Origin of the sequence: Daejeonella sp. (assembly GCF_044348475.1) — a bacterium.
In the GTDB taxonomy this organism is placed as follows: Bacteria; Bacteroidota; Bacteroidia; order Sphingobacteriales; family Sphingobacteriaceae; genus Daejeonella.
The window spans coordinates 1-11988 of the sequence record NZ_JBIKSU010000059.1; the positions used below are offsets into that span (position 1 = coordinate 1).

At 37.8% G+C, this 11988-nt stretch carries 11 protein-coding genes; 5 read left to right on the forward strand and 6 right to left on the reverse strand.

Features of this window, described 5'->3' with window-relative positions; genetic code table 11:
• From ACIQZ6_RS09875 to ACIQZ6_RS09885, 3 genes are all read right to left on the reverse strand, one after another.
• The coding region (locus tag ACIQZ6_RS09875) for a LiaI-LiaF-like domain-containing protein (RefSeq protein WP_395810616.1) at positions 1 to 519 on the reverse strand (519 nt) is incomplete at its 3' end.
• Positions 516 to 1103: a PspC domain-containing protein gene (locus ACIQZ6_RS09880; RefSeq protein ID WP_395810618.1), complete on the reverse strand. Its 588-nt coding sequence runs from the start codon at positions 1101 to 1103 to the stop codon at positions 516 to 518. The genes ACIQZ6_RS09880 and ACIQZ6_RS09875, both read right to left, overlap by 4 nt.
• 173 nt (positions 1104 to 1276) lie before the next feature.
• Entirely contained in the window at positions 1277 to 1978 is a 702-nt protein-coding gene (locus tag ACIQZ6_RS09885; protein ID WP_395810620.1) for an SDR family NAD(P)-dependent oxidoreductase, read from the reverse strand.
• Positions 1979 to 2116: 138 nt separating this feature from the next.
• Between ACIQZ6_RS09885 and ACIQZ6_RS09890 the strand changes: the two genes are divergently transcribed.
• The 5 genes from ACIQZ6_RS09890 (at position 2117) to msrA (ending at position 6244) form a co-directional block, all read left to right on the forward strand.
• The gene (locus ACIQZ6_RS09890; protein WP_395810622.1) at positions 2117 to 2851 is read left to right on the forward strand and encodes an MlaE family ABC transporter permease; all 735 of its coding nucleotides are present in this window, start codon (positions 2117 to 2119) and stop codon (positions 2849 to 2851) included.
• The gene (locus tag ACIQZ6_RS09895; protein WP_395810624.1) at positions 2848 to 3597 is read left to right on the forward strand and encodes an ABC transporter ATP-binding protein; all 750 of its coding nucleotides are present in this window, start codon (positions 2848 to 2850) and stop codon (positions 3595 to 3597) included. Before ACIQZ6_RS09890 ends, ACIQZ6_RS09895 begins: the two co-directional genes overlap by 4 nt.
• 3 nt (positions 3598 to 3600) lie before the next feature.
• Positions 3601 to 4482 carry a class I SAM-dependent methyltransferase gene (locus ACIQZ6_RS09900; protein WP_395810626.1) on the forward strand — a complete coding sequence of 294 codons (882 nt, stop codon included), beginning with the start codon at positions 3601 to 3603 and terminating at the stop codon, positions 4480 to 4482.
• 72 nt (positions 4483 to 4554) lie between these two features.
• Complete coding sequence (locus tag ACIQZ6_RS09905) at positions 4555 to 5610, forward strand: hypothetical protein (protein WP_395810628.1); 1056 nt, start codon at positions 4555 to 4557, stop codon at positions 5608 to 5610.
• A gap of 106 nt (positions 5611 to 5716) precedes the next feature.
• On the forward strand, positions 5717 to 6244 hold the full coding sequence (gene msrA, locus ACIQZ6_RS09910; RefSeq protein WP_395810630.1) for a peptide-methionine (S)-S-oxide reductase MsrA: 528 nt from the start codon (positions 5717 to 5719) through the stop codon (positions 6242 to 6244).
• A 59-nt stretch (positions 6245 to 6303) separates the two neighbouring features.
• Here the strand turns inward: msrA and ACIQZ6_RS09915 are convergent, their stop codons facing one another.
• From ACIQZ6_RS09915 to ACIQZ6_RS09925, 3 genes are all read right to left on the reverse strand, one after another.
• Positions 6304 to 9330 carry a DNA gyrase/topoisomerase IV subunit A gene (locus ACIQZ6_RS09915; protein ID WP_395810632.1) on the reverse strand — a complete coding sequence of 1009 codons (3027 nt, stop codon included), beginning with the start codon at positions 9328 to 9330 and terminating at the stop codon, positions 6304 to 6306.
• A gap of 231 nt (positions 9331 to 9561) precedes the next feature.
• The gene (locus tag ACIQZ6_RS09920; protein ID WP_395810634.1) at positions 9562 to 10050 is read right to left on the reverse strand and encodes a cytidine deaminase; all 489 of its coding nucleotides are present in this window, start codon (positions 10048 to 10050) and stop codon (positions 9562 to 9564) included.
• Between the two features lie 2 nt (positions 10051 to 10052).
• The gene (locus tag ACIQZ6_RS09925; RefSeq protein WP_395810636.1) at positions 10053 to 11936 is read right to left on the reverse strand and encodes a DNA topoisomerase IV subunit B; all 1884 of its coding nucleotides are present in this window, start codon (positions 11934 to 11936) and stop codon (positions 10053 to 10055) included.
• Positions 11937 to 11988: the final 52 nt, after the last annotated feature.

Here is an 11988-nt window from a genome sequence, read left to right on the forward strand (position 1 = left end):
TTCTCCGCTGCGCATCCTGAAATTTAAAACTTCAACAGAATCGCTGATACTTTTTGTGAGAGTATATTTTGCAAACTGTCTTTTAACATCTGCTTCAAAAAGACTCGAGGTTGTATCCTGAAGTTTAAAGCTGGTAGCTCCACCCTGAATTCTTAATTCTGCTCTCTTGGCACCACCATAAGGCTCTATAAAATAACTCGGAGCATTTCGTGTTGAATCATTCTCACTATCATCATTGTCGAATTGGAAGCTGATCCACTTGCTATCCTTATTGGGACGAGAACCCTGATATCCGATTAGCACTAAGGTTAACAATGTAATTGCAGCAACCAGGGCAGGAACTGCCTTTTGATTCCCAAACCTGCTGAGCAGCATATTGATACCAATCAGAATAAAAATCACAGGCCAAAAACGCCATACAGAAACCCAATAAAAGTCTATTACGTTAAAGTTATCCAGTAGGAATATCGATCCTATGAAAATATAGATCATTCCCCATACAATTTTTCCAGTTTTCATATAGTCTTATTTGTAGGATCGTCAGTATTTGGGTTAGTTTCTTCAGTGCTTTTATTTTCAGGAATTTCAGGCTTTACTTCGGGTTCACTAAATGTGGTAAATTGAGCCAAATCATCTTTCCATTTAGCATTATTTTTAGCTCCAGAAAGCGTATAAATTCCCATTCCTATTAATATCAATGGCCATAGTTTGTGAAACTCAACCCAATCAGGGATCAAATTAAATTCGTTCAGAAGGAAGAATGTTCCAAATACTATAAAAATAACTCCTACAATTAAACGTCCCTTACCCGTATCTTTTTTCTTAGGTTTTGAATATGACATTCCCGGCATTGGATTAGATGTATTTGCAGGGTCATTTACGTTATAATCTGTAGTAAACTTTGCATAATTAGGCAGATAAGGTTTTTTTGGAACAGCAATCCAAAGTACTAGGTAAGCAAGCAAACCTGAAGCACCTGCAATAACAGTTATTACAAAGGCAATCCTAACCCAGGTTACATCCACATCAAAATAATCTGCCAGCCCGGAGCAAACACCAGCAATCATTTTATCCTGTTGGTTGCGTTGAAGTTTCTTTTCCATTTTCTTAGCGTTTAAATATTCAGCTAGTTTTAGTTTTTACGATCAATTATTCTTTTTTGTTTGAATTGATAGATCAAAACTAAGATATAAGCCTAATGCTGAGAACATCAATTAGGTAGGTTATGCTATGTTCTCGGTAAAGTCCAGTGAAATGTCGGTGAAAAAATTCAATCTTAAATTTCACCTTTTAAAGGCCTGATTATAATCTCCTCAACATTTGCTCCTGCGCTCATTTGCAGGCAATTGATGATGCTGCTTGCAACATCTTCTGGAGCAATAAACCTTTCGGAGGGCAAGGTGGTTCCAGCCCATGAATCAGTCAGTGTTGCTCCAGGCAAAATAGCTGTAACCTTGATACCAAATGGCATTAATGCATCTCTTAATACTTTGCTCAGACTTAATAATGCAGCCTTACTTATACTGTATGAGCCTGCGTTAATTACTGGTTTAACACTTGCAATTGAGCAAATATTGAAAATATGACCAGCAGATTTTAATTTCATACTCTGCGCAATAAATTTACTTAAATAATGCGGAGCATAAACATTGACTTTCATCTGCCTTTCTAGGGATGACTCTTCTTCCTGCAATACATCAGATGGAATGTATAAACCGGCATTATTCACCAAAACATCGGCAGATCCTAGACATTTTAATGAGAATTTTGCAAACTCTTTGACATCAGTCATATTTTCCATGTCTGCCTTCATCCCATAAAAACGAAGTTTGGGATAGGCTTCTCTTAGCTCAGCGAGTTGCGCATCGAGTTCTTGTTGGTTTCTTGCACACAAAACAATATTGAAATTGTGAGCAGCAAGTTGCTTGACAATAGCGCTGCCTATTCCTTTGGTTGTACCGGTAACAATAGCATTCATAAGTTAAATTTAAGAAAATCAATTGGGGTAATTTAAGTCATAATGCCAATTGATTACATTTGCTAAATTATTAATCATCTGCGAGCGGATGATAATTTTATATTAATATTGTATAATCTGTAAAAAAACAATTATCAAATGATATTTCACCCCTTAGGTAAATATATTTTATTGCTAAAAGCTGTGTTCCGCAGACCTGAAAAATGGAATATTTACCGAAGTGAGATTTTACATGAAATGGTTTCAATAGGTATAGGCTCACTAGGGATAATCGCTATTATATCCTTGTTTTTAGGTGCTGTAACAACCGTTCAAACGGCATTTCAGTTGGTAAGTGATTTTATTCCAAAATCCGTGATTGGCATGATTGTTCGTGACTCAGCAATACTTGAACTTAGTCCAACTATTTCTGCTATTGTACTTGCTGGAAAAGTTGGGTCAAGTGTTGCATCGCAAATAGGAACAATGCGTGTTACTGAGCAGATCGATGCACTTGAAATAATGGGTATTAACAGTCCTGGCTACCTGATTCTGCCAAAGATCATTGGTGCAGTTACCATGATTCCATTATTAGTGATCATCTCTATAGGATTGACAATCACTGGGGGCTATATCGCAGGCACTGCCTCTGGAGCCGTTACAGGACAAGATTTTATTAATGGAATCACTACAACTTTCATCCCCTTTACGTTTACAGTCTCGATGGTTAAATCTGTAATATTTGCATTTATCATTACTTCAGTTTCGGCCTATCAGGGTTTTTACACCAATGGAGGGGCTCTTGAAGTTGGACGCTCAAGTACCAAGGCCGTGGTGATTAGTTGTATTGCTATACTTTTCACTGATTACGTTGTTGCACAGTTATTGCTATGATAGAGGTCAAAAACATACATAAAACATTCGGCGAAAATCATGTTTTAAAAGGCATTTCAGCAGAATTTAAAGCAGGAATGTGTAACCTAATTATCGGTGGATCCGGATCAGGAAAAACAACTTTATTGAAATGCATGGTCGGTTTACATGAGCCTGAAGAAGGATCTGTAATTTACGATAGCCGTAATTTTACACGCATGAATTTCCAATCAAGAATTGAAATTCGTACCGAGATTGGAATGCTTTTTCAGGGATCAGCTCTTTTTGATTCTATGAATGTGGAGGATAATATCATGTTTCCAATAAATATGTTCACCGATCAGAATCACAAGGAAAAACTAGAACGCGCCAATTTCTGTCTGGAAAGAGTAAATCTGGCTGGTAAAAACAAATTATTTCCTGCCGAGCTATCTGGTGGGATGAAGAAAAGAGTGGGTATTGCCCGTGCCATAGCCATGAACCCAAAATATCTTTTTGTAGATGAGCCCAATTCTGGCCTTGACCCTAAAACAGCCATTGTTATAGACGATCTTATTCAGGAATTAACTGTTGAATATAAAACCATTACCATTGTTGTTACACACGATATGAATTCTGTTATGGGTATCGGTGAAAATATAATCTTCCTTCATGAAGGAAAAAAATGGTGGGAAGGATCAAATAAAGAAATTGCTCAAACCGATAATATTGAAGTAAATGAATTTGTATTTGCTAGCAAATTCATGCAGGCTTTACAAAAAAAATAATAGATGATTCAACTGTTAACCCCCGAAAACTGGAAAGATTACGAGCTGATCGATTGCGGTGATTTTGAAAAGCTGGAACGATTTGGGAATGTGATCTTAATACGTCCTGAACCACAGGCTGTTTGGGGAAAAGGACTTCCAGAAAGCGACTGGACTAAATTACACCATATCCGGTTCAAGGGTCGTTCAGCAACATCAGGCGAGTGGATCAAAAAAGATCAGAAAACACCCGACAGATGGCATATTAATTATAAAAATGGAGATATCACTTTAAAGTTCAGGCTTGCCCTCACTTCATTTAAGCATTTGGGTATTTTTCCGGAGCAGGCCGTCAACTGGGACTATATCATTAAGTGTATCAGAAGTTTCAAAACCGAACAACCAAAAATACTAAATCTATTCGCTTACACCGGAGGTGCCTCTTTAGCAGCCTGTGCTGCAGGTGCTGAAACTACTCATGTCGATTCAATCAAACAGGTAGTGAGCTGGGCAAATGAAAATCAGACCTTGTCTGGATTAGAAAATATTCGATGGACCGTTGAGGATGCCCTGAAATTCGTTAAACGCGAAGTTAAAAGAGGACGCAAATACAATGGCATCATACTCGATCCACCGGCTTATGGTCACGGCCCGAATGGCGAAAAATGGAAGCTTGAAGACAATATCAAGGAGATGATGGAAGACGTCGTAAAATTACTAGATGAAGATGAACATTTTCTTATTTTGAACACCTATTCGCTAGGCTTTTCATCCGTTATAGTCGAAAATCTGATTCGTTCATCTTTTCCGAACGTGCAAAACCTAGAAAGCGGTGAACTTTACCTACAGGCAAGTTCAGGATATAAGTTGCCTTTGGGTGTATTTGGAAAGTTTTGTAAGATTTAAGAAAATATATTTGTAAATAAAGGAAGTATGTGTTAATTTAAAAAGCTTTCTATACCAAAATCAAAAATAATAATGACAAAACCCAAATTACTGCTAACAAGCATTGCATTTCTTGTTTTTACAATCCTATTCACTAGCTGTTCAGAGTCAAACAGCAAAACAGGAAACAAATCAGCGATCAATGCTAATGGAGAACTTGCCAATTCAGATTCAGATATTGAAGAAGATGCTGCACCTGAGCCAATAGATACTGCACTTTATACTAAAAAAATTAAAGAACTTGCCAATGGTGATACTACCGGCAAATGGCCTGTAAAAAAACAACCCTATCCTCTAGCAGGAGCAATATTGCCTTATAAAAGAGTAGTTACCTATTATGGGAACCTGTATTCTAAAAAAATGGGGGCACTTGGCGAGTATGCACCAAAAGAAATGCTTCGAATGCTCTATGCTGAAGTTAGCAAATGGGAAAAAGCAGATCCTCAAACACCGGTACAACCGGCCTTACATTATATTGCCGTGGTTGCAGCTGGTGATCCTGGGAAAGATGGCAAATACCGAAATCGAATGCCTGATAAGCAGATCGACTCCGTATTAACCATCTCAAGAATGAAAAAAGGAATGATCGTTTTTCTTGATATACAGGTAGCATTAAGCACCATCAGGGAAGAACTTCCCCGTCTTGAAAAATACCTAAAAATGCCAAATGTTCACCTGGGAATAGATCCTGAATTTTCGATGAAAGGTGGAGTTTTGCCAGGCAAAAAAATAGGGACATATGATGCTTCAGAAATCAATTATGTATCAGATTACCTTGCAAAGCTAGTAAAAGCCAATAACCTGCCTCCTAAGATATTCGTTATTCACCGTTTTACAAAAAAGATGGTAACCAACTACCAAAGTATAAAATTAAGGCCTGAAGTTCAAGTAGTTATGCACATGGATGGCTGGGGTGAGCCCGAACTAAAGATGGGAACACATCGTCACTTTATCTATTCAGAACCGGTACAGTTTACAGGATTTAAATTATTCTATAAGAATGACCTCAAAAAAGCTCCCAACCGTTTAATGACTCCGGCAGAGCTTATGAAACTTAAGCCACGCCCAAGTTATATACAATACCAATAAAAATAATCAAAATCTAAAAAAGGGGATGTTACTTTGTAAATCCCCTTTTTGTTTACCATAGGCTTATAATACTTTCAAAATAAATCTTGAAATTGCATCAAAAAAAATGAATCAGGCAATAGTTGGAGGAGGCTGTTTTTGGTGTACAGAAGCAGTTTTTCTGAATTTAAAAGGTGTTTCTAAGGTAGTATCTGGTTATATGGGCGGCCATAAACTTAATCCTACCTATGAAGATATATGCGAGGGTAATACCGGCCATGCAGAAATAATCCGCATCGATTATGATCCTGCAGAAATTACTTTTGAGGATCTATTATTAGTGTTTTTTAAAACACACAACCCTACTACCCTAAACAGGCAGGGCAATGATATGGGAACACAATATCGATCAGTGGTATTTTATGAAAATCAGGAACAAAAGATTATTGCAGAAAACATGATCGATAGCCTGCAAAAAGCTATGGTCTTTGAGCAACCAATTGTTACTGAAGTAAGCCCAGCATCAACATTCTATGAAGCCGAAGATTATCATCAAAACTATTTTAATAATAACGCGAATAAAGCCTATTGCGTGCACGTTATACAGCCAAAACTAACCAAGTTTACCCGCGATTTTTGGGATAAATTGAAATAGATTTTCAGATTAAAAATACTTTTCTCTGCTACACTTAAGGGTAGTAATATGAAAAACGATTAGAACAAGCCTATCTGTCCCTTATCATCAATATCAAGATCATCGGGATTAGTAATCTCAAAATCAATCTTTTTAACTGGTTTTTCTGGCTCTTTAACGTTTTTATCTTGTACGTCTGAAACTCTTTCAGAAGCAGCCTCAGCGCTCAAATCAGATTTTTTTGCTTTTGCAGAGCTTCCTGATTGTTTCGAACTTTCGATCTGAATTTCGGGCAATATTTCTGGATCAGAAATGGTTTCCTCTTCTAAATATTCAGACGCTGATTCACTCTCCGTTTCCTTAAAACTGTCTATTTGCGCTTCAGGTAGAATGTCAAACTTGGTCGCTATATCCGAATCATCTATTTCAGAGGTTTCAGCTAATTCATTTACGGATCCAGGTGTATCATCATCATTTTCTTCACTATCGCTGACAGACACAGAAACTGCAGTAGCCTGATTCAATTCTGAAGCCTCCTGGACAGATAAAGCAATATCGTGAACCTCTTCAACCACTACATCATACTCCTGCTCTTCGACAGGTAAATGGAGAATTTCAATATTTTTTACTTCATGCGGGCTCAGTCTGTTACCCATAGCCTTCATGCCCTTTACCTCAATAGCTTCAGCTAGATCGATATCAGAAACTTCCGGAATTTTTGTTTTGCCCTTGACAACCTCAAGCCTGATCATCGGCTTTGAATGTCCTGAAATAAAGACCAATTTCGAACCTGACTCTTCACTGATCACACTCAATTTCTTCCCAATAGAAGTGTTTTCAAATACAAATCGCTTCAAATAATGGCTGCCTGATTTCCCTTCAAGATAGATCAATGCAAATATTTTTTCAGGATTATACTTCTCAATCAATAGTAAATGGTCGTCAAAATGATTGCTTAGGTCAAAACTGCTCAGTTCGTAAATTCCCTGCTGATTAACCGTCAATATTCGATCATCGCCATCAAACTCACCAAGATATTTTCCTCTTCCATCTACATTAAGTCGCTTAAGAATTTCATCAAACCAAATTTTGCGCCCTGACAATGTGGAGATACCCTTACTTTTTAGAAGTACTTTCTTTACAGGATACTTAGTCACAATATTTCCCATTGAGCTGCGTCCCTTAATTACATGATCTGCAAAATCAATATCGAACTGCAACTTTTTAAGTTTGGAATGTGGTTTTAACTGAATAGTTACGATTTCAGCCTCTCCATTTGGATTTGCAGTAAAGTATAATGCTTTTGAGCCCTTTGCACCCTTAGTAAGGTCGTATTCCTTATCACGGGTAACGCCTAATACAGAGAATCTTTTAATATAGGAGGTGCCGTTTTCACCATCCTTATAAATCAAATTATAAACAGTACGCTCATCACTCTTTTTAAATACCTGCGCATGCACTATACCCTTACCAACAAAAGTCTTTTCAGCTACTTTAGAAACATTAAACTTTCCATCTTCCCTAAAAACGATCACTTCATCCAGATCAGAACAATCACATACAAATTCATCTTTTCGCAATCCCGTTCCTATAAAGCCATCTTCACGATTCATATACAATTTAACATTGGCTAAAGCTACTTTTGAAGCTTCTACCTTGTCAAATGCTCTGATCTCTGTTTTACGCTCTCTACCGTTACCGTATTTAGCTCTCAACTTTTCAAACCAGGCAATGGCATAATCTGTTAAGTGTTTCAAAAACTTATTTACTTCTTTAATGTCACTCTCTAACGAAAGCAATTGCTCATCCGATTTCTTAAGATCAAACCGAGTAATGCTACTCATTGGTTTATCGATCAGCTTTTTATAGTCTTCAGGAAGTATTTCACGATAAAACTGCGGAAAGAATGGCTCAAAAAGTTTGTTTAACACTTCTACCACTGTCTCGAAATTGCCTGAACTTTCATACTCATGATTTTTATACATTCCTTCTTGTATAAATATCTTAAGCAATGAACTGAAAAATATCTTTTCTTTCAACTCGGCAAGCTTTATTTCAAGTTCAAGCTTCAGGAGGTTTTTGGTATGATGCGTACTTTCAATGAGAATATCATTCACACTCATGAAATAAGGCTTATCACCTTTTATAATACAGGTATTTGGAGAAATTGAAACTTCGCAATCTGTAAAGGCATAAAGCGCATCAATAGTCACATCAGGAGAAATTCCCGGCGCAAGATGAATGATGATCTCTACATTTTTGGCAGTGTTATCCTCAATCTTCTTGATCTTGATCTTACCCTTATCGTTAGCAGCGATCACACTGTCTATTAACCCGCCGGTAGTAGTTGTATATGGTATTTCGGTTATAGCAAGTGTTTTTTTATCTCGCTCTACGATCTTTGCGCGCACTCTAATCTTTCCACCACGCATACCCTCACTATAATTACTGAAATCTGCCATGCCTCCCATTTGAAAATCAGGAAGTAGGTCTGGTCGATTACCCTTCAAAACTTCAATAGAAGCATCAATTAGTTCCATGAAATTATGAGGCATAATCTTGGTTGCCAGTCCAACAGCGATGCCGTCGGCACCCTGCGCAAGCAAAAGAGGAAATTTAACAGGAAGCGTAACTGGCTCCTTATTTCTTCCGTCATAACTACTCTGCCATTCAGTTGTATCCGGATTAAAAACAACTTCAATAGCAAATTTGGATAACCTAGCTTCGATATAACGGGGAGCTGCAGCAGAATCACCGGTTATTGGGTCGCCCCAATTTCCCTGTGTATCAATCAGCAAATTCTTTTGTCCAATCTGAACCATGGCATCACCTATCGATGCATCACCATGTGGATGATACTTCATTGTATTACCAATAACATTGGCCGCCTTATTGAAGCGGCCATCATCCATTTCTTTTAGCGAATGTAAAATACGGCGTTGCACAGGCTTCAGCCCATCATGAATATGAGGAACCGCACGATCTAGGATTACATAGGATGCATAATCTAAAAACCAGTTTTCATATAAACCAGAAAGCGATATTACATTATGTAAACCTTCCGTATTTATGTTTTCGCCTTCCGTATTTTCTATTTCTTCACTCATCCTGTTATTGATGTTCTATCGAATTGTAAATATAAGTTATCGCGGGAAAATGTTAGCGGGAAGTTTTTAACAGGTCTTAATAATCTTACGATAAAAACAACTAAGATCAATGTCTTGGTTAGTTAATTGCCCTATCAATTCTTCTTCATAAAAACTAACTCCACCCTTCGATTAGCCTGGCGGCCATGATCTGTTTCATTGCTGGCAACTGGCTGGATATACAACTTACGATTATTTTTGCAGTCTCGTTTCTTCAAAAGCAAATGGAAGCAACGTTTTTATTCCAGTTGTACGAATAATTGCTCCATTGAGGCAATAAAATAGAACATTGATTGGATGAGATTGCTTTTTTTCATACTCTGCCATAACCTGAAGGCAAGCACCACAAGAAGTAACGGGCTCTTTTATTAAAAAATGATCTGTTTGGGCTGTGATGGCCATGCTTACTATCTTATCATCTGGATAAGTTGTACCGATCATAAAAAGGGCAACACGTTCAGCACAAAGCCCCGAAGGATAGGCCACATTTTCCTGATTACTGCCATAAACAATTCTACCACTTTCTAGTTGCACAGCAACCCCAACTCTGAAACCAGAATATGGCGAATGAGAATTGCTCATTGCTTTCTTGGCCTCAATGCAGAGAATTTTATCCTGACTAGTTAGTTCATCTATAGAATTATATTCATCAAAGCAAATGGAAATATTTCTTTTTTGCATGATCAATCAGTCAACAATTCGGCCACTGCTTCTTGAGGCTCTTCTTCGCCAACAAAATCAACCTCCACCCGAAGGTTTTTGATGATATGTTGCTGCCTATCGGGAGTATTTTTTCCCATATAATATTCCAACAGGTTCTTAATGCTTTGTTCTTTAGACAAAATCACAGGATCTAGACGAATATCTTTACCTATAAATAGCTCAAATTCTACTGGAGATATTTCTCCCAATCCTTTAAATCGTGTTATTTCGGGTTTATTACCCAATTTCCTGATGGCCCGCTGCCTTTCCTCATCACTATAACAATAAATAGTTTCCTTTTTATTGCGCACCCTGAAAAGTGGAGTTTGAAGAATTGAAACATGTCCTGCTTTTACCAGATCAGGAAAGAACTGAAGAAAAAATGTCATTAGCAATAAGCGAATATGCATCCCATCCACGTCGGCATCGGTAGCAATCACAATATTATTGTAGCGCAAATTATCAAGCCCATCCTCAATATTTAGAGCATGCTGCAACAGATTGAATTCCTCATTCTCATACACCACTTTCTTAGTTAGGCCGTAGCAGTTGAGTGGTTTTCCTTTTAAACTGAATACAGCCTGGGTCATCACATCACGCGATTTAGTTATGGAACCACTTGCTGAGTCTCCCTCTGTGATAAATAAGGTTGTATCTTGTTTACGCTCATGGCTATCTTCAAAATGTATCTTGCAGTCTCTTAATTTTTTATTGTGAAGAGATGCTTTTTTTGCCCGTTCATTGGCCAATTTTTTGATTCCGGCAATGTCTTTACGCTCTCGTTCCGATTGAAGTATCCGTTTTAAAAGCGAATCGGCATCTGCGGGGTGCTTGTGTAAATAATCATCCAGAGCCTTTTTAATAAAATCGTTAATAAAAGTACGTACCGAAGGGCCATCAGGAGCAATATTCTGTGAACCCAGCTTAGTTTTAGTTTGTGATTCAAACACAGGTTCCTGTACTCTGATCGATATAGCTGAAACGATTGAAGCTCTGACATCCGAAGCATCGAACTCCTTTTTATAAAATTCACGAATTGTTTTAACTACTGCCTCCCTAAAAGCCGCCTGATGAGTACCTCCCTGAGTGGTGTGCTGACCATTCACAAACGAATAATATTCTTCACCATATTGTTGCCCATGGGTCATGGCAACTTCAATATCATCTCCAATAAGGTGGATGATCGGGTAGCGAAGGGTCTCAGTATCAGTATTTCTGGTCAGCAAGTCATATAGACCCCTTTCCGAGAAAAATTTAGTGCCATTAAAATTAATCGTCAAACCTGAATTAAGGAACACATAGTTCCATATCATGCTTTCTACGAATTCGGGGATATAGTGATAATTTCTAAAAATGGTTTCATCGGCGTAAAAAACTACTGCTGTTCCATTGCGTTGAGTAGTTTCAGTTTCAGGAAGATCATTAATGAGTACGCCCTGCTCAAATTCGGCCTTTTTTGTTCGTCCATCACGGTATGATTGAACCATGAAATGAGATGACAAAGCGTTTACAGCCTTAGTACCCACACCATTTAAACCGACAGACTTTTGGAATGCTTTTGAATCGTATTTACCTCCGGTATTGATCTTAGAAACGCAATCAATCACTTTCCCAAGTGGAATGCCTCTGCCATAATCACGTATAGAGACCTTTTTATCACTAACTGTGATCTCGATAGTCTTACCAGAACCCATCACGAATTCATCGATTGAGTTATCCAGTATTTCCTTTAGTAAAACATAGATACCATCGTCATAGGCCGATCCATCACCAAGCTTACCGATATACATCCCTGGCCGCAGCCTGATATGCTCTTTCCAGTCGAGAGAACGAATACTATCATCACTATATTCTAATTCAGCCATCTTTGTACCTTTTATTTCAATTGAAGCAATTACAAATTTAAAATTTAGATCT

Bases quoted from the DNA above. Each gene is read 5' to 3' on its own strand.
- ACIQZ6_RS09925 (WP_395810636.1), bottom strand. From the start codon at position 11,936: ATGGCTGAATTAGAATATAGTGATGATAGTATTCGTTCTCTCGACTGG.
- ACIQZ6_RS09880 (WP_395810618.1), bottom strand. From the start codon at position 1,103: ATGGAAAAGAAACTTCAACGCAACCAACAGGATAAAATGATTGCTGGT.
- ACIQZ6_RS09905 (WP_395810628.1), top strand. From the start codon at position 4,555: ATGACAAAACCCAAATTACTGCTAACAAGCATTGCATTTCTTGTTTTT.
- ACIQZ6_RS09900 (WP_395810626.1), top strand. From the start codon at position 3,601: ATGATTCAACTGTTAACCCCCGAAAACTGGAAAGATTACGAGCTGATC.
- ACIQZ6_RS09890 (WP_395810622.1), top strand. From the start codon at position 2,117: ATGATATTTCACCCCTTAGGTAAATATATTTTATTGCTAAAAGCTGTG.
- ACIQZ6_RS09885 (WP_395810620.1), bottom strand. From the start codon at position 1,978: ATGAATGCTATTGTTACCGGTACAACCAAAGGAATAGGCAGCGCTATT.
- ACIQZ6_RS09895 (WP_395810624.1), top strand. From the start codon at position 2,848: ATGATAGAGGTCAAAAACATACATAAAACATTCGGCGAAAATCATGTT.
- msrA (WP_395810630.1), top strand. From the start codon at position 5,717: ATGAATCAGGCAATAGTTGGAGGAGGCTGTTTTTGGTGTACAGAAGCA.
- ACIQZ6_RS09915 (WP_395810632.1), bottom strand. From the start codon at position 9,330: ATGAGTGAAGAAATAGAAAATACGGAAGGCGAAAACATAAATACGGAA.
- ACIQZ6_RS09920 (WP_395810634.1), bottom strand. From the start codon at position 10,050: ATGCAAAAAAGAAATATTTCCATTTGCTTTGATGAATATAATTCTATA.